At 49.4% G+C, this 21,619-nt stretch carries 35 protein-coding genes; 1 reads left to right on the forward strand and 34 read right to left on the reverse strand.

Features of this window, described 5'->3' with window-relative positions:
* Window positions 1–484: 484 nt before the first annotated feature.
* From secY to McpCs1_RS06955, 25 genes are all read right to left on the reverse strand, one after another.
* On the reverse strand, window positions 485–1,927 hold the full coding sequence (gene secY, locus McpCs1_RS06840; RefSeq protein ID WP_338096513.1) for a preprotein translocase subunit SecY: 1,443 nt from the start codon (window positions 1,925–1,927) through the stop codon (window positions 485–487).
* A 24-nt stretch (window positions 1,928–1,951) separates the two neighbouring features.
* On the reverse strand, window positions 1,952–2,374 hold the full coding sequence (locus McpCs1_RS06845; protein WP_338094427.1) for an uL15m family ribosomal protein: 423 nt from the start codon (window positions 2,372–2,374) through the stop codon (window positions 1,952–1,954).
* Window positions 2,375–2,379: 5 nt separating this feature from the next.
* The gene (locus tag McpCs1_RS06850) at window positions 2,380–2,841 is read right to left on the reverse strand and encodes a 50S ribosomal protein L30 (protein ID WP_338096514.1); all 462 of its coding nucleotides are present in this window, start codon (window positions 2,839–2,841) and stop codon (window positions 2,380–2,382) included.
* On the reverse strand, window positions 2,841–3,458 hold the full coding sequence (locus tag McpCs1_RS06855; protein ID WP_338096515.1) for a 30S ribosomal protein S5: 618 nt from the start codon (window positions 3,456–3,458) through the stop codon (window positions 2,841–2,843). Before McpCs1_RS06855 ends, McpCs1_RS06850 begins: the two co-directional genes overlap by 1 nt.
* A 1-nt stretch (window position 3,459) precedes the next feature.
* Complete coding sequence (locus McpCs1_RS06860) at window positions 3,460–3,984, reverse strand: 50S ribosomal protein L18 (RefSeq protein ID WP_338096516.1); 525 nt, start codon at window positions 3,982–3,984, stop codon at window positions 3,460–3,462.
* A 3-nt stretch (window positions 3,985–3,987) separates the two neighbouring features.
* A complete protein-coding gene (locus McpCs1_RS06865; RefSeq protein WP_338096517.1) occupies window positions 3,988–4,440 on the reverse strand; it encodes a 50S ribosomal protein L19e in 453 nt (150 codons plus the stop codon).
* On the reverse strand, window positions 4,433–4,855 hold the full coding sequence (locus McpCs1_RS06870; protein WP_338096518.1) for a 50S ribosomal protein L32e: 423 nt from the start codon (window positions 4,853–4,855) through the stop codon (window positions 4,433–4,435). Before McpCs1_RS06870 ends, McpCs1_RS06865 begins: the two co-directional genes overlap by 8 nt.
* Before the next feature lies 1 nt (window position 4,856).
* Window positions 4,857–5,381, reverse strand: a complete 525-nt coding sequence (gene rpl6p, locus McpCs1_RS06875) for a 50S ribosomal protein L6 (RefSeq protein ID WP_338096519.1) — start codon at window positions 5,379–5,381, stop codon at window positions 4,857–4,859.
* A gap of 13 nt (window positions 5,382–5,394) precedes the next feature.
* The gene (locus McpCs1_RS06880) at window positions 5,395–5,787 is read right to left on the reverse strand and encodes a 30S ribosomal protein S8 (RefSeq protein WP_338096520.1); all 393 of its coding nucleotides are present in this window, start codon (window positions 5,785–5,787) and stop codon (window positions 5,395–5,397) included.
* Between the two features lie 13 nt (window positions 5,788–5,800).
* The gene (locus McpCs1_RS06885) at window positions 5,801–5,971 is read right to left on the reverse strand and encodes a 30S ribosomal protein S14 (protein WP_338094419.1); all 171 of its coding nucleotides are present in this window, start codon (window positions 5,969–5,971) and stop codon (window positions 5,801–5,803) included.
* Between the two features lies 1 nt (window position 5,972).
* Window positions 5,973–6,488, reverse strand: coding sequence for a 50S ribosomal protein L5 (locus tag McpCs1_RS06890; protein WP_338096521.1), 516 nt, complete (start codon window positions 6,486–6,488; stop codon window positions 5,973–5,975).
* The gene (locus McpCs1_RS06895) at window positions 6,485–7,204 is read right to left on the reverse strand and encodes a 30S ribosomal protein S4e (protein ID WP_338096522.1); all 720 of its coding nucleotides are present in this window, start codon (window positions 7,202–7,204) and stop codon (window positions 6,485–6,487) included. Before McpCs1_RS06895 ends, McpCs1_RS06890 begins: the two co-directional genes overlap by 4 nt.
* Complete coding sequence (gene rplX / locus McpCs1_RS06900) at window positions 7,204–7,569, reverse strand: 50S ribosomal protein L24 (protein ID WP_338096523.1); 366 nt, start codon at window positions 7,567–7,569, stop codon at window positions 7,204–7,206. The genes McpCs1_RS06895 and rplX overlap by 1 nt, the downstream gene beginning before the upstream one ends.
* A gap of 9 nt (window positions 7,570–7,578) precedes the next feature.
* A complete protein-coding gene (locus McpCs1_RS06905; RefSeq protein ID WP_338094415.1) occupies window positions 7,579–7,977 on the reverse strand; it encodes a 50S ribosomal protein L14 in 399 nt (132 codons plus the stop codon).
* Window positions 7,974–8,300 carry a 30S ribosomal protein S17 gene (locus tag McpCs1_RS06910; protein WP_338096524.1) on the reverse strand — a complete coding sequence of 109 codons (327 nt, stop codon included), beginning with the start codon at window positions 8,298–8,300 and terminating at the stop codon, window positions 7,974–7,976. The genes McpCs1_RS06905 and McpCs1_RS06910 overlap by 4 nt, the downstream gene beginning before the upstream one ends.
* A gap of 9 nt (window positions 8,301–8,309) precedes the next feature.
* A complete protein-coding gene (locus tag McpCs1_RS09335) occupies window positions 8,310–8,582 on the reverse strand; it encodes a ribonuclease P protein component 1 (RefSeq protein ID WP_420847073.1) in 273 nt (90 codons plus the stop codon).
* A gap of 8 nt (window positions 8,583–8,590) precedes the next feature.
* The gene (gene rpmC / locus McpCs1_RS06915; RefSeq protein ID WP_338094413.1) at window positions 8,591–8,791 is read right to left on the reverse strand and encodes a 50S ribosomal protein L29; all 201 of its coding nucleotides are present in this window, start codon (window positions 8,789–8,791) and stop codon (window positions 8,591–8,593) included.
* 3 nt (window positions 8,792–8,794) lie between these two features.
* Window positions 8,795–9,496 carry a 30S ribosomal protein S3 gene (locus McpCs1_RS06920; RefSeq protein WP_338096525.1) on the reverse strand — a complete coding sequence of 234 codons (702 nt, stop codon included), beginning with the start codon at window positions 9,494–9,496 and terminating at the stop codon, window positions 8,795–8,797.
* Between the two features lie 2 nt (window positions 9,497–9,498).
* Complete coding sequence (locus McpCs1_RS06925) at window positions 9,499–9,972, reverse strand: 50S ribosomal protein L22 (protein WP_338096526.1); 474 nt, start codon at window positions 9,970–9,972, stop codon at window positions 9,499–9,501.
* A 5-nt stretch (window positions 9,973–9,977) separates the two neighbouring features.
* Window positions 9,978–10,388, reverse strand: coding sequence for a 30S ribosomal protein S19 (locus McpCs1_RS06930; RefSeq protein WP_338096527.1), 411 nt, complete (start codon window positions 10,386–10,388; stop codon window positions 9,978–9,980).
* Between the two features lie 6 nt (window positions 10,389–10,394).
* Window positions 10,395–11,105 (reverse strand): 50S ribosomal protein L2, encoded by a 711-nt coding sequence (locus tag McpCs1_RS06935; RefSeq protein WP_338096528.1) that lies wholly within the window; start codon window positions 11,103–11,105, stop codon window positions 10,395–10,397.
* Window positions 11,106–11,116: 11 nt separating this feature from the next.
* Window positions 11,117–11,365, reverse strand: a complete 249-nt coding sequence (locus tag McpCs1_RS06940; RefSeq protein WP_338096529.1) for a 50S ribosomal protein L23 — start codon at window positions 11,363–11,365, stop codon at window positions 11,117–11,119.
* Between the two features lie 2 nt (window positions 11,366–11,367).
* Window positions 11,368–12,114, reverse strand: coding sequence for a 50S ribosomal protein L4 (gene rpl4p / locus McpCs1_RS06945; protein WP_338096530.1), 747 nt, complete (start codon window positions 12,112–12,114; stop codon window positions 11,368–11,370).
* Window positions 12,115–12,122: 8 nt separating this feature from the next.
* Window positions 12,123–13,124 (reverse strand): 50S ribosomal protein L3, encoded by a 1,002-nt coding sequence (locus McpCs1_RS06950; RefSeq protein WP_338096531.1) that lies wholly within the window; start codon window positions 13,122–13,124, stop codon window positions 12,123–12,125.
* Window positions 13,125–13,734: 610 nt separating this feature from the next.
* Window positions 13,735–14,139, reverse strand: a complete 405-nt coding sequence (locus tag McpCs1_RS06955; RefSeq protein ID WP_338094405.1) for a Tfx family DNA-binding protein — start codon at window positions 14,137–14,139, stop codon at window positions 13,735–13,737.
* A gap of 138 nt (window positions 14,140–14,277) precedes the next feature.
* Between McpCs1_RS06955 and McpCs1_RS06960 the strand changes: the two genes are divergently transcribed.
* Window positions 14,278–15,441, forward strand: a complete 1,164-nt coding sequence (locus McpCs1_RS06960; protein ID WP_338096532.1) for a tyrosine-type recombinase/integrase — start codon at window positions 14,278–14,280, stop codon at window positions 15,439–15,441.
* A gap of 10 nt (window positions 15,442–15,451) precedes the next feature.
* On the opposite strand, the gene McpCs1_RS06965 is transcribed toward McpCs1_RS06960, so the two are convergent.
* The 9 genes from McpCs1_RS06965 to McpCs1_RS07005 all read right to left on the reverse strand — a co-directional run bounded on the left by McpCs1_RS06965 (window position 15,452) and on the right by McpCs1_RS07005 (window position 21,610).
* Window positions 15,452–15,613 carry a hypothetical protein gene (locus McpCs1_RS06965; protein ID WP_338096533.1) on the reverse strand — a complete coding sequence of 54 codons (162 nt, stop codon included), beginning with the start codon at window positions 15,611–15,613 and terminating at the stop codon, window positions 15,452–15,454.
* A 133-nt stretch (window positions 15,614–15,746) separates the two neighbouring features.
* Window positions 15,747–16,235 (reverse strand): hypothetical protein, encoded by a 489-nt coding sequence (locus tag McpCs1_RS06970; RefSeq protein WP_338096534.1) that lies wholly within the window; start codon window positions 16,233–16,235, stop codon window positions 15,747–15,749.
* Entirely contained in the window at window positions 16,232–17,866 is a 1,635-nt protein-coding gene (locus McpCs1_RS06975) for a GLUG motif-containing protein (protein WP_338096535.1), read from the reverse strand. Before McpCs1_RS06975 ends, McpCs1_RS06970 begins: the two co-directional genes overlap by 4 nt.
* Before the next feature lie 12 nt (window positions 17,867–17,878).
* Entirely contained in the window at window positions 17,879–18,877 is a 999-nt protein-coding gene (locus tag McpCs1_RS06980; RefSeq protein ID WP_338096536.1) for a hypothetical protein, read from the reverse strand.
* A 15-nt stretch (window positions 18,878–18,892) separates the two neighbouring features.
* Window positions 18,893–19,270 carry a hypothetical protein gene (locus McpCs1_RS06985; protein ID WP_338096537.1) on the reverse strand — a complete coding sequence of 126 codons (378 nt, stop codon included), beginning with the start codon at window positions 19,268–19,270 and terminating at the stop codon, window positions 18,893–18,895.
* Window positions 19,270–19,425, reverse strand: coding sequence for a hypothetical protein (locus tag McpCs1_RS06990; protein ID WP_338096538.1), 156 nt, complete (start codon window positions 19,423–19,425; stop codon window positions 19,270–19,272). The genes McpCs1_RS06985 and McpCs1_RS06990 overlap by 1 nt, the downstream gene beginning before the upstream one ends.
* A gap of 4 nt (window positions 19,426–19,429) precedes the next feature.
* A complete protein-coding gene (locus McpCs1_RS06995; protein WP_338096540.1) occupies window positions 19,430–19,603 on the reverse strand; it encodes a hypothetical protein in 174 nt (57 codons plus the stop codon).
* Between the two features lies 1 nt (window position 19,604).
* A complete protein-coding gene (locus McpCs1_RS07000) occupies window positions 19,605–19,934 on the reverse strand; it encodes a hypothetical protein (protein ID WP_338096541.1) in 330 nt (109 codons plus the stop codon).
* Complete coding sequence (locus McpCs1_RS07005) at window positions 19,931–21,610, reverse strand: hypothetical protein (RefSeq protein ID WP_338096542.1); 1,680 nt, start codon at window positions 21,608–21,610, stop codon at window positions 19,931–19,933. Before McpCs1_RS07005 ends, McpCs1_RS07000 begins: the two co-directional genes overlap by 4 nt.
* Window positions 21,611–21,619: the final 9 nt, after the last annotated feature.

Here is a 21,619-nt window from a genome sequence, read left to right on the forward strand (position 1 = left end):
TGATGCTGTGAAAAAATTTCATTGGATTTTTTTCTGAAAAGTTTTCGAGAGAGCTCACATAGAGATGAACATTTTGGAAACACGAACCACACGAAAAATCACGAAATAGTTAACTCACCAAACAATACAAAAAACACGAAATATCTTTTTCGATTAAAATTCAGTCATCGCATGTCTTGTGAGGGCTGAGGATAAAGAGAACATGTTGCGGCCAAAGTCACTCAGAATCAATTGATGTGTCGAAGTTCTTATTTCGTGTTTTTTTGTATTATTTGGTGAGTTAACTATTTCGTGATTTTTCGTGTGGTTCGTGTTTCTCTCAAAAAAATATCACTCGTCACTCACCAGTACACATTTGCCCGACAAAATATTTTCAGACCGAAACATCATTTGATCTGAAAAAAATCTCAAAACAAAAAAATTCCAACAACGCGAAGGATACGCCCCTTGCAACTTACAAAACGTAAAACAAAAAAAAAGAATGTTATTCTTTGCCGCCGAAGAAGCCCCGCATAAACGGATACATCTCCATGATCTGCTCGTTTGCAATCTGTTCATACAGACGATAAACGATCGAGACCGTAAGCAGAAGACCAGTACCTCCGACGAAGCCGATGATACCAAGCATGTTTGCGAGAATACTTAATATTCCGATAAACACACCACCAATCACCGTCACACGCGGAATGTATCTGTCCAGATACCGTTCCAGCACCGCAGGGCTGCGGCGATAGCCCGGAATCTGCATACCAGAGTTCTGGATCTGGCGGGCAACATGTTTCGAATCAAGACCAGCGGTCTTAACCCAGAAGATTGCAAACAGGGCACCACCTGCAATCATAACGATTGCATCAATACCAACACGAATACCAACCTCCCATGCTGCATGGCCGGCACCCGTAAACTGCGGGAGCCACCACATCCAGTCCTGCGGCTGGTTAATCGGTGCAAGATACCACATCAGACCATTGATCGGCGTAGAACCGTTGTACTCTCCAAGGAAGGTAATACCAACACTGGAAAGGAACATACCAATCATCTGAATGTTTGCCTGCAGAACACGGACCAAGATCATCGGCAGAACACTTGCATACACAAGTTTCACCGGGAATCTGGCACGAGCACCACGCACATTTGCGTGGGCAAGCGGAATCTCGATACGGGTTGCCTCAACGTACACAATAAGGAAGAACAACCCTATTGTCGTAACAAGTGCGAGCGCCTCAAGACCGAAGTACTCAATAAAGTTCGCACCCGAGCCGATGACCTCAAACAGTCTGGGGAAGAAACCCACCGCAAACTGATCAGTCGTCGCCTCCCAATTAAGGAAACCGTTCACGAGACCCTGGGCAACTCCTGCAACGATGAAGATACCAACACCAGAACCAATACCCCATTTCGAGACGACCTCGTCCATGAACACAACCAGCAGACCGCCTAAACAGATCTGCAGGAAAATCATGAGCATCACGATCATCGTATTGCCGCCAAACACAGCAGCAACCGACATGTCAGGAGTCATCCATCCGCCCAGCACATTCGGCAGAGCTTCAAGAATGATCATCACAAAGATCAGCAGCTTCTGCAGACCCATGTAAATAACCTGGCCACGCTCATCAGAGGTATTGATCTTAATCAGGTCGGCACCACGAAGCAGCTGCAGTACGATAGATGCGGTCACAATCGGTCCGATACCAAGGTGCAGAATTGTTCCGGATGCACCGGCAAGTAATGCACGGTAGTATTGGAAAACATCCAGAGAAGTTGCACTCAGACCAAAAACCGGAATGTTCGTCAGTATAAAATACAACAGCAGCACCGCGGCAGTCCACATCAACTTATTTTTGAAATGAACGTGACCCTCCGGTGGCCTGACCGCCGGCATCTTTGCCAGCAGTGGTTCCATTCGATCCAGCAGTTCTCCCATGAGTGATACACCAAAAAATTAAATTTAGGGGGTCAGTGTCTGACCGCCCTTTTCCTGAACTTTTGCGACAGCACGCTCGGAGAAATTCTCTGCGGTGATCTCAAGTTTATGAGTAACCTGGCCTCCGCCGAGAACCTTCTCAACACCAATCTGTGCGGCGTCAAGAATAATAACATCTCCGTTTTGTGTGGCAATACCGCGGGCAACAAGATCCGGAATCATTTGGTCAATATCACCAATATCGAGAACTTCATAGGTAACGGAGGTCTTGCAGACAAATCCGTGTTTACCTTCCGTCTTCCCGAGCAGATAGAACCGGCTGAAATTGTGGTCACGCCATCCTGCCTGTCCACGACCTCCGCGGTTACCTGCACCACGGCGGTTCTTATGGGTTCCTCCACCGCAAGTGCGGGTTCCCCGGAACTTTGAACGCTTGTTGACTGGCATACTTTTTACCTCATCTTGATCAGAAGGTCGTTAATTTCCTTCCCGTAGTATCCAAGGGCACCGCCCTGATTGTACGTACGCTTCGTGGTCTTGTATCCCTTTCTTGGCGGGTGCATACGAAGCACCGGCTTAAGTTCGGGAACATCCTTCATCCGGATCTGGCCTGCGACGAGAGCTGCTGCAAGGTCTGCAATGCTTCCATAGGAAGTTGCTTCCTTCACATACTCTTCAGTGAGCGGCTTGTTTCCGGTGAGTCTTCCACGGGTAGAGAGGATCGTCTCAAGGGTTGCAGCGTCAACTTCACCGAACGCAATGAAGTCCTTTGCCTTCCGGATCATACCGAGGTACTCCGGAGTCTCGGGCACGAGGACACAGTGGTTGATGTGGTGAAGACGCAGCATCTTTAAGGTCTCCTTAATGTCGCGGCGGGTGTTAACGACACCGCGAACCTGCACAACTGCGTACATTACTTTCTACCTCCGATACGAATCAGATTCGTTTCGCGAAGTGCGTTGTAGGTAGCCTTTGCGAAGTTGAGGGTCGTTCTCGTGTTACCACTCGTGTTGACCCACACATCACGGATACCGGCAAGTGCCAGAACCTTCTTACCAACGTCACCAGTCACCAGACCGATTCCTTTCGGAGCGGGCTTGAGAGTAACCGTAACAGATCCTGCTTTACCGGTAACTTCCATCGGGACAGAGTGTTTCTGACCGCAGCCGCATTCCCAGGAACCGCATCCACGGCGGACCTTGACAACGTTGAGCTTTGCATTCACGATTGCTTTCTTAATCGCAGTACCGACCTGAACATCTCTGCCCTGGCCGAAACCGATGTAACCATCCTTGTTGCCGACAACAACGACCGCTCTGAACTTAATACGGCGACCGGAGTCAGTCATACGCTGCATCATGTCAATGCAGAGGACTTCGTCAACAAGGTCAGGGAGCATTGCATCAACAATGCCTGCTTCCTTAATCGGGTATCCGCTTGCAAGAATATCATCAAAGCTTGCAAACTCTCCGGCCATAACTTTTCTGCCAAGACCGGTGATTGGGATCCACTCTTCCTGTTCGTAAGCCATGTTACTCCAGCTCCTTCATGATTGCGTCTTTTGCAGACTCGACCTGAGAGACGAGATCTGCATAACGGTCATCGTATTCCGCAATGTGGGCGCCGTTACAGCGGTCCTCATCCGGAAGGATGCTCTCTCCGACGGGTACGTCGAATCCTGCATCAACTGCTCCTTTCACTGCTGCAAACACACGTGCACCGGTGGATGCAACCTGCAGACCGATATCTGCAATTGCACCATCGTATCCTGCCTTCTGGGCACGGACTGCGAACAGCATACCGGTCAGGTATGCAGCCGGGGTGTTTCCAAGGTAGCCCTTGTATCCGTAGTTTGCGAGTTCTTTGCTGTTCACGTGAACGAGCGTGTAGTCGCCGTCCATCTGTGCAGCGACAAGCTGAATGATGATGTGGCGGTTCGTCTTGCGGACAACCATACGGTTTCTGCCGGAGACGATCAGCCGCTGGCGCTGGTAGTAATCAGTTCTGCCTTCACGGCGTCTGCGGAACTGAACAAAGTATCTTCCATTTGTTGCCATTGTTTAGTCCCTCCGGGAAGTAACGAGCTCGACCTGAGTCTTCAGGTGAGCGACACTGCGGAACTGACCACCGGCTGCGCGGCGGTAAAGTCTGCGGTACTCGGTTCTGGTAATGGAACCTGCCTCACGCTGTGCACGGAGCTCTTTGCGCTGTGCACGGATCTTTTTGATCCACTGGGTCTTGGACGGTGTGCGTGCACCTTTTGCACCATTGCGGCGTCCCGGGCCTTTACAGTGCCCGTATGCGCGTTTTGCAATGCGTGCCCGTGCACGTCCGCGGGAGATACCTTTCTTCTGATGGGAAGAGATTGCTCCTTCCTCGATCAGTCTGCGGATATCTTCACGGGACATTGCGCTCTGAACGTCGGAGAGTTTCTCCGGGTTGATCCAGACACGGTTCACACCGCAGCCGAGAACAGATGCTGCAATACGGCGCTGGGATGCAAGATCACTCATTGGACTTCGCCTCCTCGACAACCGGTGCAACAACAGTCATTGCCTCTTTCGGGTTCAGGACCTTGATACCAAGGGTTGCTGCCTTTGTCTGCATAGCAGCACGCTTCTGACCGCCGACGGATCCGCCGATACGAACAGCTGTCGTTGCTGCATCAATCTCTTCAAGTTCGGCCGGGGTGAACACGAGAACTTCACGGTATCCGCTTGGGTGGAATCCGCGAATTGCTTTCGGTGCTCCAAATCCTGCTTCCGGGTGTGCACCCTTTGCACGGTAATCTTTGCGCTGCTTGCTGTGCAGACCGCGTGGTCTGCGCCAGGTGTCAGCCAGTTTAACCTTTGCACAGAGACACTGGCGGGAGAATCTGGCTCTCTTTGCAGCACGTGCACGAATCAGTTTCTTAATTTCGCTCGCCATGTTAGTTACCTCTGTTGGTAATGTAGATACCGTCCTGGAAGACACGCGGGTCACGGTTGCGGACCTTGCAGGCCTGCTCGATGTTTGCTGCGGTGTTTCCGATCTTTTCACGGTCAATACCGGTTAAGATCACTTCGTCGCCCTGGACTTTTACCTTCACGCCTTCTACGATCTTTGCGTAGCGGGCTTGTTTCTCGCCAAGGAAGTTGGCGATCTCAACGCGTTCGCCTGCAACCTTCACCTGAATCGGGAAGTGGTTGTAGACAACTTTCATGTGGTACTCGTAGCCCTCGGCAACGCCTTTTGCCATTACATGCAGAAGTGCGTTGTAGGTGCCGACGAGTGCATACACACGGCGTCTGGGAGATTCGGTGGTAATTCTGACACTGCCGTTTTCAGCGACAATGTCAATTGCCGGGTGGTGCATAATGCGTGCAAGGGTGCCTTTTGCTCCCTTCACAGTCATCAGGTCACCTTCTTTGGTGATGGTTACACCTGTCGGGATCTGGAAAATCATTTCATGCATAATTTACCTCTCCTTAGAAGACATATCCTAACAGCTCACCGCCGACGCCGAGCTTACGCGCCTGTTCGTGGGACATGACACCCTGGGAAGTGGTCAGAATAATAATTCCAAAACCCTTTCCTGGCAGGTATCTCATTTCCCAGGACTCGAGGTCCTCAACTTTTACTGAGAAACGGGGGGTGATAACACCGCACTTGTTGATGCCGCCGGTAAGGGAAATCTCATACTGACCTCCTCTGCCGTCCTCAACCTTCTCGAAACCGTTAATATATCCGTATTCCTGCATGACTTTAAGCATGTCACCAAAGAGGCGGCTTGCCGGTTCAACAGCCACTACAAGCTTACCAGTGTCACCGGCATTCTTGATAGCGCTCATTGCGTCTGCAATCGGATTCTGTTTTGTCATTCTCCGTCACCTCTTAGTTCATCTTCTTAAAGCCCATCGTGGGTGCCCACTCACGGAAGCACTGGCGGCAGAAGTAAATGTTGTATCTGCGCACAAGTCCCTGCTTACGTCCGCAAAGCTGGCACTGGTTTGCACCACGACCAAACTTTTTCTGCTGGACCTTGCCGTTGTCCTTTGCTGCCATATTACTCCACCTCGATGCCGAATGACTCGGTCACAAATGCCATGGACTCCTCACGGGTCACATGCAGTTTGCTGTTGAGCTTCTTCTGCTGGATCTTTCTGCGTGCGGTTCTCGTACCTTTCTTCTCGATAACTGCGATAATATCCATACCGTAGATACCGATCTTCGGGTCATATGCCTGACCCGGAAAGTCCGTGTGTTCCTCAATACCGAAACCGAAGTTGCCGGTTGCATCAAACTGGCGTGCGTGAAGAACGTTCTCCACAACATAGCACTTTAATGCAGTCTGAAGGAAGGTCACAGCCTTCTCGCCGCGAAGGGTTACTTTGCAGCCGAGCGGCTGGCCACGGCGGACACCGAAAGCCGGAAGTGTGTTTTTCGCATAGGAACGGATTGGCTTGGATCCTTTGGTAAGGTCTGCCATGATGTTCTCGGCGTTGACAAGACGTTCTCCTGCCTCGCCGACACCCATGTGAACGACAACCTTTGCAACGAAGGGCTTCTGCATTTCACTCATGCATCAACACCCCAGGTTGAAAGGAAGGACTCGGTGGTTCCGATCATGTAGATGTAGTCTTCGATGGTCTCGAACTTCTCACCGTCTGCTGTCTCAAGGACAACGCGGTTGGGAAGGGAAGATTCCTGAATTTTGATCTCGACAATCTTACCGGTCTTGGTCGTGTGCTGACCGCCGATGATCATTGCCATGTTGCCTACTGCGAATGGGAAGTGCTGCTGGACAACAAACCGGTCGTCGCCAGTGATGGTGATGACAAGAGAGTCTTTTCCTTTGCAGCTGTTGTCGCTGATGAAGTTTGCACCGCTCGTCAGGTTGATCTGGGTCTTGCCGCCGGTAATGGTGGTCTTGTTTGCGACTTTGACCAGTTGGACCTGTGCTGCTTCAGAGGTGATCTCGTGAGCAGTCTGGCGTCCCTTTGCATCAACAAGAATAATGAAATGCTTGTTAACTTTCGGGAAGCTGACGATGTCGAACACGTCGATACCGATGTGTTCATCAGTTACGATCTTGCCGTTCAGAACAACATGACGGTCGTGAAGAATCTTCTTGACTTCTTTGGTGTTCTGGGCGAAGTTCATCTGATCGCGCATCCAGACACCGATCGGAAGAGCGGATCCGTCGTGCGGACCGTGTGCGGTACTTACCACATACTTGCTTTCCTTACGGGCAATCTGCCATGCGTCCGGTGCTGTCATACGCTTTGTACGAGTCATTATGCCTTCACCTCAAGGCGTGCGACGCGTTTTGCGTCTTTGAGATTCAGTTTGGTGATCATCACATTCGAAGGGTCAACGGGTCTTGGAACATCCTCGCCATTTGCCTTCTTCACTGCAACACCGTGAACAAGAACTTTGCTGCTCTTTGTGTCAACTGCGTCGACAACAGCTTCGGTTCCTGCGAACTCACCGCGGAGTACCTTTACGGTATCGCCGGTGACAACACGGAAACTGCGCTTGCCATATTTCTTACGGAGATCATCAGCGAGAGTTGCGTGTAAGAACGCTCCACGAACGTGGATAGGTGCGTTGTACCGGAACTTTCTCTGTTTTCTCGGCTGAATGCTTGCAATACGTGCCATGTTTTCACCTTAGATAATGATCGTTGCCATCGATCCGACTTTGGGGAACCGTTCTGCAACTTCACGTGCGACCGGTCCTTTGATATCAGTACCACGCGGGTCACCGTTATCATTTAAGAGGATCATTGCGTTCTCTTCAAAGGAAACACGCAGACCGTTCGGACGGCGGAATTCCTTTTTCTGACGGACAACAACTGCTCTGACAAGCTTTCTCTTCATATCGGGAGTTCCCTTCTTGACAGTAACTGTCGCAAGGTCGCCGATACCCATCTTCGGCTGACGGTTTTTGACACCATGGTAACCGAAGACGGAAACAATCTGTACAACACGGGCGCCCGTGTTGTCTGCACAAACCATCTTGGAGCCGGTCTGAAGTGCGCGCGGGATCTTGGATGTTAATCCTTTCATGCCCGGGTCACCTCAACAACGACATAGGAGGTTGTTTTGTTCAATGGTCTGCACTCTGCAATGGTAACCTCGTCGCCGATTCTGGCGTCGAGGCATGGAGCCATGTGTGCGTGAATTTTGGAACTGCGCTTCTCATATCTGTCATATTTCTTGACAAAGTGAAGGTAGTTCCGTTCAACGACAACGGTCCCCTGCATGCGCTCACTCACGACCTTACCGGTAATCACCTGGCCGCGCACCGGTAAGCTGCCGTGGAATGGGCAGTTTACATCGTCACAGTCCTTTTCAGGTGCTGTAACATTTAAGCCGATATTTTTTGCCATATTTAACCCTCATCTTACGCGCATTGTAACGCGCCGCGTTGGAGAAACAGACAAGCATGAGCAGTCTATTACAACATTAACACTATCCGGGAGGGTTACCCGGAGTAACATATATTGTTTCTCCAAGCACTTAATCCCATTCCCTGTCTGAAGGGAAAATGTATTTTTGGTTTCATCGACGATGAAACCAGACATTCCCTCCTGTGTTTTGTTGCGTGATCCCACCACAACCGCATACAAACCAATCAGTTCATGATTGCAGATCGACTGTGGTGTGATCATAGACTGTTTTACGCCTGACGCTTTGCCTGTTCAGTCTTAATACGTGCGATAGTTCTGCGAACTTCCCGGATCTTTCCGGGGTTTTCCGGTGCACCACCGGCGCTGACTTTTCCGTACTGCTGGATTAACTCGTTCTTGAGTTTCTGCTCGTTTTCCACAAGCTCAGCATCGGAGAACTGGGCAACTTCCTTTGCTCTGAAGATTGCCATAACTTAGGCCTCCTTTGCGAACTCAGTTTCGTTTTCCGGCTCATTTGCAAGTTCTGCATCAAACTCTTCAAACACATCAGCCTCGGCCATCTGTGCCGGAGCAGGGTTTGCGTCCGGGCGGATCTCAAAGTGATCCGGCAGGATTGCTCCCGGTGGGACAATCTTAACCTGAACACCAATGATACCGAGCTTCTTGATTGCGGTTGCATATCCGGACTCAACGACTGACTCAGCCGGTTCACCGGAGTGTTTGATGTATCCTTCTACGAATTTCTGCACACGTGCACGGGCACCGGTGAGCTTACCTGCGACGATAACTTCGCAGCCAAGTGCTCCCGAGTCCATAACACGGCGGATAACGGAGGAACCTGCCTTACGGAAGTACCATCCGCGCTCCAGTGCATTTGCAAGGCGCTCTGCCATGATCTGTGCATTTAAGTTCGGGTTTGCAACCTGCTGAACTTCAACCTGCGGAGAGTCGATACCATACACGGTGTTAAGGTCAGACGTAATCTGGCGAACCAGTTTACCGCCTTTACCGATAACGATACCCGGTTTCTCTGCAAAGATCGTGACCTGAGTTCCAATTGGGGTACGGACGATGTCCATTCCACCGTATCCGGCACGCTTGAGTTCCTTGTTGAGGTACTGCTCAACACGGACCTTGCGAACGCCGTCTGCGACAAACTTCTTCTCAATAGTCATACTTACTGCACCTCGCGGAGGATGATCTCAACGTTTACGGAGTCTCTGTGTTTCGGAGTTGCTCTGCCCATTGCACGGGGGAAGATTGCCTTAATGCACCGGCCTTTGTTTGCTGCGGCATGGATGATGACCATCTTTTCCGGAGCAAGACCTGCGTACTCGGCGTTCTTCTGTGCGGAGCGGATTAAACGGACGTACTCTCCAGCTGCCTTGACCGGATATCTTCCGGCTGCGGTGCCAAAGGTTTTGCCGTTTAAGCTCTTCTGGTGGCCGACATTTCTTGCATAGCGGTGGAACGGTACTGCTCTCTTGAGATCAATAACCTGTTCTAAGTATGCAACTGCATCGTCTGCCATCATGTTGCGGACAAGGTGGGCAATTTCCACTGCATGCTTCGGAGAGCATCCAAGCTCGTTAGCCTTTGCACGGGCGATGTTGTCGCCGGTAAGTTTGTTACTGTATTCTGTTCTTGCCATGACAATCACTTCAGTGGGACATACTTACTCGACCGGGTTGCACCGATACCGGCACTTCCGTGGCTGACCTTCTTGCGGGTAAGAGCGAACTCACCAAAGTAGTGGAATACTCCCTCAACCGGAATCTCAACATTGACGAACTCTTTACCAGAGTAGATGGCAACGCTCTTGCCAACCATCTCGGGCAGAATGATCATAGAGCGGACGTGGGTTCTTACGCCTTCACCTGATACAATCTTGTTGCGAACGTCTTCTTCCTCGCGGGTGAAACCGCGAAGGACCTTACGGCGGGCAGCACTCGGCATAATCGGCAGGAGCTCTTCCATGGACATGGACTGGAGCTGCTCGATGTTGTGGCCGTGATAGGTATACTCCTCTCGCCGCTTTGGCATTCTCTTAGTAGTTTTCTTTGCCATATCTGCTCACCTCCGGCATCCGGTTCTGCGTGCTGCGACGTGGCCGACCTTCTTACCAGGCGACGTTCCGCGTGCTACAGTCTTTGGCTTACCCGGGTGCTGATGTCCTCCACCACCGAATGGGTGGTCGATAACGTTCATAGCGACACCACGGACGCGTGGCCAGCGGGTTGCCGAGGTCTTCATCTTGTGATACTGTTTACCTGCTTTCAGGATCGGCTTGTCACCGCGTCCTCCACCTGCCACAAGGCCGATGGTTGCAAGACAGTCTTCATTGAACCATTTTGGTTTGCCGGACGGCATTCGAACGCCGACTTTGCCTTCGGATTTTCCGATGACGATTGCCTGAACGCCACTTGCGCGAACGAACTTGCCGCCGTCTCCGGGGCGTGCCTCGATGTTGCAGACAGCCATACCGGTCGGGATTGATGCAAGCGGAAGGGTGTTACCGTTCTCGATCTTTGCTTCAGGTCCCCATGCAAGCTCTTTGCCGATACCCACACCTTCGGTGATGAGTGCGTACTCTTTCTTGCCGTTGATTTTCACAACTGCAATCGGAGTGTGGCGGGCCGGGTCGTGTTCGATGTCAATGACGATTGCAGTAACAGTTTCGGTAAAGGAACCGAAGTGTTTCAGCGCAGCTTTATACTGGTGCGACGGGGCGCGGTAGGTTGAACCTCCCTTTCCACGTGCCTGTGTACTAATTCTGTGTCCCATGTTGACTCACCTTACACAATACCCAGCTGAGAGAGAATCTCTTCAGCAGCGTTCTTCTCTTCGAAGGTAATGATTGCCTTCTTGGCTCCCTTGGTGGTCATCAGGGTGCTGATGGATGCGACCTTCTTACCGAAGCTCTTCTCCATTGCTGCCTTGACGGATGCCTTGGTTGCTTCCTTTCGTACGATGAAGGAAAGCTGGTTGGAATTTTCCAGGAGAACCATTGCCTTTTCTGTTACAAGCGGGTGTGCGAGTGTCATAATTATGCCTCCCCGAGTTTCTTGACAGCGGCTTCGGTCCAGACAGTAAGTCTGCCTGCATCGGTTCCGGGGGCAAGAACATTGATGTTCAGAGAAGTGACCGGCATTACATCGACACCGGCGAGGTTTGCACCTGCGGCGAACTCAGTACCGACCGTGACGATTAAGACGGACTTTGCCTGCTTGTACTTGCGTCCACGAGTCTTTCCGCGTCCTGCACGGATTGCACGGGAATCTCTTGCACGGTCAAGGTCTGCGCCAACGCCAAGAGCAATGAGTGCTTTCTTGACTTCGGCAGTCTTGGTGAGTGACTCAAATGCGTCCTCAACAACAATTGCTGCGTCACCCTCGAATTTGTGACCACGGATGGTGACAAGTTCGGTGTTTACGGTTGCTGCAATTGCAGAGCGGATGGCCTTTGCCTTCTCTTTCTTGTTGATCTTCTCAAGGATGATCTTCTCAGCTTTTGGTGCGTGTGCCGGGTGACCGCCTTTGGTCTGCGGAACTTTTGCACCGCGGGATCCGTTTTTGATACGCGGAATCTTGGACTCACCACGCTTGGAACCCCAGCCTTCTGCAGAGGTTCTCATACCTGCATACGGGTCTGCGCCGTACGGCTGGTAGTGTTCGCTCTGGTAGGCGAGGACAGCTCTCTTGATGAGGTCCGGACGGAATTCTTCGGAGAAGACAACCGGAAGCTCGATTTCGTGGAGAGCAGAACCGTTAATTGCTTTTACATTTGCTTTCATCGGTCAGGTCACCCCTGCTTGCTCTGGAGACTCACGAATTCAACAACCGGAGTCTGGATAGTCTGCTCGCCCATACGGGTTGCAGGGCGGATACGAATCAGGCGTTTTGCCGGGCCCGGGATGGAGCCTTTGATCAGAACATAGTTGTTGCGAACAAGGCCGTAGTGGAGGAATCCTCCTGCCGGGTTGATCTCGTCCGGGTTCTCGCCGATCTTAATGACTCTCTTGTTGAACTCAGTGCGCTGCTGGAAACCCATCTGACCGGGCATTGGAACCTGCCAGCGGACGTGGTGAGGGTGCCATGGACCAAGAGTACCGATGTGTCTGGTTTTCTTGGCTCTGGAGTGAGCTCTCTTTCTGAGACAGATACCGAATCTCTTGACTGCTCCCTGGAATCCCTTTCCTTTGGTGATTCCGGTGATGTCAGCGAACTGGCCGTCGGAGAGAATGGTGTTCATGTCAATGCTGGTTCCAAGAAGGGAAAGTGCGTAGTCAAAGCGCTCCTGGGAGCTGCCGCCTGCGACACGGATTTCCATTAAGTCCGGAATCTTCTTTGGAACGCCGGTAAGAGTGTCCGGTTGGGTGTACATCAGAACCATAACTTCGACGACGTCTGCCATTGCGGCGTTGATCTTCTCAGTTGCAGCTGCGGCATTGTGTGCCTTTGCCTTGGTGATTCTGCCGGAAAGAGCCGCAACATCTTCAGACCAGACTTCGGTAAGCGGGTGCTTGCCATAGGTGTCTTTGACGTAGACGCGGATTGCTGCAACTTTCATTGCCGGAATCTCAATTACGGTCACCGGGACCATAATCTCTTTGCCTTCGGTCGGGCTCTTCTTGTGATCGTCAATCATGATGACGTGGGTCATGCCTGCTTTGTAGCCGGCGAAGCCCTGAAGCGTGGGCTGCCCGTTATACTCCGGCCAGGATTGGTACTTAGGTACAATACTCTTGGCCCTCTTGCGAGGATAGTATGCGAGTGAACCTGCACGCGGTCTCACAGTTCTCATGTGTTAATCAGTCCTTAATACTGTGTCTTAGCGTCCAAGAGTGGACGAAGACGTCTGCTGTGGTTGTCAATTAAGAAACAACCGTTCTTTCACCATCGGCCTGCGAAATATTTTCGCCTTCGACCATGGGACGTACATTCTAAGTGTCGGCCTCCGCGCTCAGTGCAATACACTGAGGGCTAAGAAGACGGAAAGACGGGTAGCAATTGATCCAATTGAGGATATCCGCAATGAACGACAACGTCTTGTCTGTTCTTGTGGTTTATGCCCGAAAACGCACGGGTTTAGTGTGCGCGCCGCACAGTTGCGGCTTCCAAGTCTCACGGAAGAGAACCTGACAGTCCACGCGCTCTTTGATTTTCACAAAGAATGGGCTCGTACATATGACGTTCGCCCGGCGCGTTTCATCAGACCTATTGAGGTCTTAATCCTTTGCGGGAACTCCGCGAAAGGGTTACACGATAATGAAAACATTCGCAGAATCTGCGTGTTTTCAAACCAACTGGATATCCACGATACACAGCAGCTATGCTGATATCAGCCTATGAAGGCTCCTCTATTATTGGTAGAGAAGAGTTATAAAGATAGTGGGCAGACTGAAAAAAAGAGATTATCCGAAGTAGAGGTCGCCGTCAGTGTTGAGGTATACCCGGATGTCTTCTCTCACATGCCGGCCTTTGATTTTTTCCGGCATGTAGGAGCTGATGCGGTTGATGAGAGAGATGCTGTCGTAACGGATTTTGATGTTGAGGGGGGCTGCTGCCTGGAAGATCAGGTGCGGGGCTTCCATAAGATCAGTGCCGGCAGCAAGGATGCAGAGGTCGGCAGCATCCAGTGTGTACAAAAATTCAAGGGTCTCTTTTGCACGACGGATGTTTTCATTTGCAGATTTTTCTATAGTACAGATATTTGCTTTTGATGTCCCAAGACGATCAGCGATCTGCTGCTGGGTCATACCCTGTTTGCGGTATCTGATAACTTCCTTCTGACGGTCGGTAAGGAGAGTATCTTTCATGGTTATTAATTTAAGATTGTTAACTATAAACATATTTGGTTACATTCGGGTCAAACCATAGATCAAAAAAAGGCATTTTCAGACCGCACGGTCAGCCCTTGATAATGCGCGCAGTCAATGGTACAGGAGGAGATCATCATGTCTAAAATGCCCCCGACAAAATATCTGGATTTTTACATTTCAGAGGGAACAAAAGAGACATACACATATGCAATATTGAGATATTTAGAAATTGTCGCGCAGAAAAAGATAGAAGTTAAAAATCTTGACGCTGAATGGGAGAATTATCTCTCAGGAGATCAGGAACCGATAAAAGACCTGATCATATTTCCGAAACTGGCACGATCCGCAAAACTCGCGCCGACAACATCAAAATTATACATGCATATTGCAGAGCAGTATCTGAAAGAAATACACGATATAAAGCTCACAGAACAAGAAATAAAGATGCGGCGGCGGTCGGAGCCAAAATATCATGCAGTGAGTAAACGGGTTCAACTGGATCGAATTACCATAGCACAAATACTCAAATTTTCATCACTTCGTACCAGAGTTGAGATTTTGTTTGCCGTGTCCGGAGGGCTGAGGATCGGCGAAATACTATCATTGGAATTTGAAGATATTGATGTGGAGGCAAAACCGGCAAAAATACGCATTCGGTCAGAATGTTCCAAAAATCAAATCGAACGAACAGTACACATATCATCAGAAGCAGTTGACGAATATCTCGCCTATCTGAGAATCAGAGATGAAGACATAAATAGAGGCGTTAGCGGTGCCGATGCCGAGAAAAAGAAAGAATCCAAGAAAATAATCCCCTTTAGTTATGTTGGTGAAAGTGTAATTCTTACAAAGACACTGAAGAGAGCAGGACTGTATAATTTTGATGAGAAGGGAAAAAGAAGCGAGATTCACTTTCACACATTCAGAGCGTATTTTTCGACAAAAGCCCACAAAAGCACAGCCACGAGTGTATTTGTTGAATATTTAATGGGGCATACCGGATACCTTACTGATGCGTATTGGCAGCCAACCGAAGAGGATCGGAAACAGATGTATGCAAAGATAGAGCCACACATTTTAATCAATATTCCGCCGGACTACGAAGAGCTGAAGATCGAGACATCAGAGAAAATTACTGATCTGCAACAAACCAACTCTCACCTCATGGCCGAACTCATGATTATGAGATCACTTATTGATAATATGCAGAAGGAACAGGAACGACAATCCACAATGACAATGATAGGCGGTTTACCGCGCCGACTGCCGCATGATGATCCTGATATCAGTGATGTGTAAAAAAGGAGAGTTAGTCTTTCTGAAGAAGGCCGAGAGTGACATAACGGGCGACAAGCTCATCATGTCCGATTGTGCAGGATATCATCTCAAGAAATTCAGCTTTTGAGAGATAGGTTTGTTCTGCCATCTGACTTTGCAGAAAATCATTGATTTCCTGATTATTATGACTCATGTGCGTCGTTACGGTGCTCCGGATTCCTTCATCAAAGAACGTAAACCGAGGATGCTTTTGTTTTCCGGATACGGGAGCAAAACCCTTCTTTTGTAATACCTTTTTGACTACATCAGCTTTCAGAACGACCATATTACAACCACACCGCACTCCTGAGTTTTTTGCCAAATTCTTTGGCGGCTGTTGTCATAGGGATACTTGGATCGTTATACTCGTCGAAACTGTCGGAGAACTGCAATCCTGCTTCTTCTAATCCCTCCTCCAAGGTCTTACAGGAAACAAGAATTTTAAACTCGTTATTTGCAAGATCAATGAAGCCGTTTTTCTCATCTACATGAAGCAGGAGAGGCAGAGGTGATTTTAATTTTTTCATCTCGTTATCTGCACCAATTGGTACAGAATACAAGAATACAACCCCAGATGCCTTTCCTTCATCTCCGATATCAGAAATATTCAGCATCTGCTCAAGAACATCATCATAGGTCTGATTGCCGCGTTTTCTGGAGCAGACACGCTCTTTAGTACGCGTCGAGACGGTGATACTCGTTTTTTGTGGTCTCTGATCCATCGCCTGCATGATATCAGATAATGGGAAGGGTGAGATAATAGGTTTTGTTGTCATGGACGATTTCCTAACTTCATTCCCCAGTAACCCCACATCAGGCCGCGATCAGCAACGGGATACACGCCGCGAAGGTTCCAGTCCCAAAGATCGATGGTTTGTTTCATTTTTGGGAGTTCCCATCGAAGGATAGGATATTTCGATTTCGATTTATCAAATATCCACACGTTTTCAAAGTCCCATCCGAGATAATCAACATAGAACTCAGGAGATTGCAGCTCTTCGTCGGTTACATCTTCTCCACCGACATATGTGTTGTACACCGTAGATGCATTGTATCCGACAATTAACCCCACTGATGAGGAACCATTGATGTAATCATTCATTCCAACGCAGGAAATGATTTTTGCGCCGTCATGATTCATGCCGGAAATACCGCCAACTGACGATTTACCAACAACATCTCCGCGGGCATAACAATTTTGAATGACACTTCGTGATATATGATTGCATCCTGAGATTCCACCGGTATTTGTTCGAGTTGCATGTACATTTGCGGTTGTATAGCAGTCGCTGACTATTCCGTCATTGTGGCCGAGTAAACCTCCAGTGTGCTGCACTCCGTAAACATTGCCATGTGAAGCGGAATAAGCGATAATACCTGATGAACCGTTGTATCCAACCAGAACTCCGGAACAACCCTCATCTGCCACGTTTCGACTATCATAGAGCGTTACCGTTCCTGATGCTGAACAGTAAAGGACAGAGCCGTTATTTCTTCCTGCAATACCACCGACATTGCCGGTAGAACAGTTATCAAGGCAAAATACACTACCAAAAACCGTGCAATAGGCAATTGTTCCTCTGTTTTGTCCAGTAATCAGTCCCGCCATTTCTCCGAAAATCTCGCCTGAAACGGTGAGATTCATTACTGTGCCTGAGTTAATCCCAAAGAGACCGCTGTTTGATGAACTTACTAACAACCCTGTAATTTTGTGATCATTTCCATTGAATGAACCTGTAAACGGTGATGCAGTTGTACCTAATGGCTCCCAATACCCCCATGACGTTAAGTCAATGTCTTTCATCAGGATGAAATGTTGAGACAAATTGTTCCGAATTTTCCGCAATTCCTCCGCAGTTCGGATCAAATATGGATTTTTTTCGGAACCGTCACCACTAAGTTGTGGGTATTTTTTTGGGATCCATCCTGCATCACAGAATGATGATCGGGTAGCATCATAGGTCATACCTCTGTAAGGTGTGGCTGAAACCGTTGCAGATTGCTGCACAGCAGCTCTTGCTTCCCAGATGAGATATATCGTTTCTTCATTCACGTTGGCGGTGCACTGCAGAGTTGTACTTGCTGTCTCTTTCTGATTTCTCTCCCGCTCTTCTCCTAAACATTCGGCAATGTTCGTAATTGCTGAATAGGTTACACCGCGATATATGTCAGAAATGTCCATCGGGCGCGGTAATGTTGTCAGCGTAGAGAAAGGATTTCCAGCAGACCAATCTGTTTTTACTGCCTTTGCTTGATGTGTTGTTTTTGCTGTTTCTCTCTCACTTCTCTGCCGTCCCTCTCCTGAATTTTCAGCAATGTCTGTTACTGCTGAATAGGTTGCACCGCGATATATCTCAGAGATGTCCATAGGAGGAAATGAGTGAAGAACAGTGGTGTACACTGTCATCTCAATCACCTCTTACTGCTTAGGGGATACTGCATAATCGAAGGCAGATTCGTAGGGAATTGCACAATACATTCCACTTCCATCCACGACAGCAACAATGAATTTGTGCGTCGTGCCCCCAGAGTCCACCCATGAGAGAATATCTCCAATCTGTAATCCTCCGGTAACAGAAACTTTGAACCAACGTCGTGTTTCCGCATAAGGCTTTCTCGCTGAAGCTACATCGTTCTCATATTTTGGGAACTGGAAGTACACTTTGTTGTTCGCTTCGGAGCGATACGCTTCTCTTTCCACGAATGCGCCTTCGTGTTGGTTAAGACCTGCAAGAGTGTTTCCATTACTTGCGTAAGTCTGGCAAGCAAAACGATACGGACGAATGTAGAAGAATCCCTCAGCAGGATGACCGTCGGCAGGACGATTTGTGTGAGTCATGCCAATTGGTGCTCTACTGCTCCATGCATCTCCGCTTCGTTTACAATAAAGGACAGCAGGACACTCTTCAGCATCATCATACTCTACCCACGTGTTTGGGAAAAATTCAAGAGCTGCAAAAACACCAACACCATACGAATAGGTGTTTTGGACTGTCATGATGATTCCGTATTTGTCGATCCACAGTGATGTAGAAAACACATTTGGACTAACCAGCATTGAGAGAGTGGTAAGGTCTACGTCATCCCCACGGGCGTAGAATGGGATAAAACCTCTCATTGTTGTTCCTGAGTATGTGTGTGTGGCTGTATCCCATTCTTTAGAGAAAATAACTCTGATTCCAAGAGTATATCTTGGTAGATTATTAATATTTGAACCGTAATCTGCAAACAATGCTTTCCCGTGAATGAATGTTACATACTGTCCTGTGGGGACGTGCTGCAAACAATATCCTGTTTGATTGAAATTGTCAACTGCATTTTCGTCGATGAGTGTAAAATCATCCGTTGCTGTTAAACCCTCCACTATCTTCGAGATGATAGTCGGAGCGTCAAATGATCCTTGAATAACTGTTGTCATTTTTTTCCCTCTTTTTTAGTAGAATACCATCCGGCAGCTCCATTCCGCCGCCTCGGTATTGGTGTTCGTTACGCGAATCGTGTAGTCGTTGATTGCAATGCCATTCTTCAGAGGAAGACAGCCAGATTCACCAAGGAACCACGCGATCACATCGTTGTCTTTCATGATTTCGACAAGTACCCCATTTGGAGCCGTGACCATGAGGCATTTTAACCGCCTACCGGCTGAAGAACTGTATTTCCATACTTGTCCTGCCGCAAGTGATCTGTCCGTTGTGGACTGTGGAAACTGAAGAAGAAGGTCATCGGAAAATGCTTCGCCATTAAGCAGGGAAAACAGCGTCTTAAAGTTCGTGCAGAGCAATTTCCCCAGATCTGATAAGCCGAATACCATTACTTTTTCCTCCTAAGTAAAAAACAGACAAAGAACCCTCCGGTAATACCTGCACCAAATAACAGGACATACTTTAACAGTCCTCCATTGGTTTTTTCTTCGGTTGTTGGTTCGTCAGCTGTTTTCAGCAGCTGATCACAAGATACGAATGCCATTGTGTTATCCCTCCACATCTCCGCCGCGGAATGGGGCGAGACCGAGCTTCCCGCGAACTTCGTTCAGGCTGCCGATCATGCAGTTCTGCAGCATTTTGATACCGCCCAGCTGATGATAGATTGCCAGAAGAATTCCAAGAATCGCACAAAGAAGTGCGTCGGTTATTTCAAACATCATGTTATTTCACCGCCTGCATGAGTTTCGGGACGGCGTACACGGCAATGAGGGCGAGGCCGGCGATCATGATAATGCCGGCCACTCCTTTACTACCGGTCTTTCCGATGTTTCCCAGAGCCGAAGAGGTTCCTGCACCGGCTGCGGCAATGCCGATACCAGCACCGGCACCAACAGCCGCAGGCATTCCAAAGGAGCGGGTGATTTTCACCGCTGCCTCCTTTGCGCCGACCGATCCGGACTGACTTGTCCGGACGGTTTGCGAGGTTGCGCCGCTCTTGATGAGTGATGCAGAAGTCTGTTTCAGCGCTCTGGGCATTGGGATTTTCATCATGCCGCGTTTCCTCTCTTGGTTTTACCTCCGGATTTTGTTGGTTTCTTTCCGGAGGTGGTCTTGACCGGTGTTTTTGTCGGTTTCTTTCCTGTATTGTACTTTTTCCAGACCCAACGACCGCCAATGAACGCGACTGCACCAAGGGCGAGAAGGAAGGGAAGGGAGAGACCGCGTCTGCGTGCAGCTTCGGCGATGTCACCTACTACCGGAACGTCCTCAAGGTAGCCGCCGAGACCTTCGGCGAACTCTTCGAGCGGCTGCAGCTCATCAGGAAGAATCGGACTGTCGTAGTACTGACCGTCTGGTGTTTCAATCCAAGGCTCCTCAGCTTCATAGGGTGTTGTTTCCGGGATGAGTCCTCCTCCCTCCATTGGAGCAGCGTCAGACTCGTAGACGTACTCGTCTTCCTCTGCTCCGCCGCCGCCAAGCATACTCCATGCAAATAAGCCGGTGAGTCCGATACTGCCAACATCGGCGAGTGTGCCGATAAGTCCCCTCTTAGGGACAGTGGTTGCTGCCGGTTTTGCGGTTGAAGATACCTTCGGTGAAGTGGTTGCCTTTGCCGGTGCGGTGGTCTTGACCGGTGTTTTTGCAGCTGCAGCTTTTGGTGTTGCGGTCTTTGGAGTGGTTGTTTTCACCGCCTTCGGTGCTGCGGTTCTTGCGGGTGTAGTTGTTTTCACTGTTTTTGCAGTGGTGGTTTTAGGTGCTGCTTTCTTTACGACTACCTTTTTTGGAGTCGTTTTCTTGAGCAGCTTTGATAATCCACTTAATTTGCTCATTTTTGTAGCCCCTTTAAATCCTGTTTTTGCTGTTTTTACAAGCCCATATCCCAAACCTCCGGAGATAACACCGAGTCCAATGGCTGCCGTGTCAATGGCCGCACCAACATAATCCTCCGTGGTCAGTTCTTCGCCGCGGCCTGTGGCCGTCTTGTTGACAACGTTTGCGAGATCGAGCGGAAGAAGAATATCTCCTGCGAGAGCTGCGCCAGTTGCGGCGAGGTCGCCTGATTCGTATGCATCATTGCGGGCATCAATTACAGTGTCAACAGTTCCGGATACCGGATTTACAGCAGATACAACCGGAGGATTCTTACCGATGCCTTCGACTGTGTTTCCGACAGATTCAGAAGCAGAGGCAAAACCGGTTTTGATGAATTCCACACTTGCAACTATCGGTACTGAAACCGGAGCGGCGAATGATGAGATCCGCTGCCCGGCTTCTGCTCCTATTGTTGTCGCTGCCTGTGTGGCGGTTGCTGCTGATGTACTTGCAGTACTGATAACCACTTTTGGCAGTGCTATGGAAGTTTTTACGGTGTTATCCGCAATGGATGCAGCCCCAGAAGAGATGTTTTTGGCTGCCTGCGTTCCGGCAGTGCCGATGTTGACGGCTGTTTTGGCTACGGTGCCGCTAATGGCGGCAACCGTGTTATTTACGTTTCTGGTAGTGATGTTGACAGTGTTGGCAATGGTGCCAACCACAGCCGCAGCGGTTGAGTTTACATTCCTGACGGTGTTGTTTGCCGTTTGAGTAATCGTTGTTGCGGCTTTGGTTGCGGTTGAGTTGATGTTTCGAGATAGAGTTGTTGCAGTATTGGAGATGGTTTTGGCTGCCTGCGTGGCTGTTGCGTTAATTCCCGTCCAAAGGGAGTTTACCGCAGCGAACAGGGACATAGCCTTATC

Origin of the sequence: Methanorbis rubei (genome assembly GCF_032714495.1) — an archaeon.
GTDB classification, from domain to species: Archaea; Halobacteriota; Methanomicrobia; order Methanomicrobiales; family Methanocorpusculaceae; genus Methanocorpusculum; species Methanocorpusculum rubei.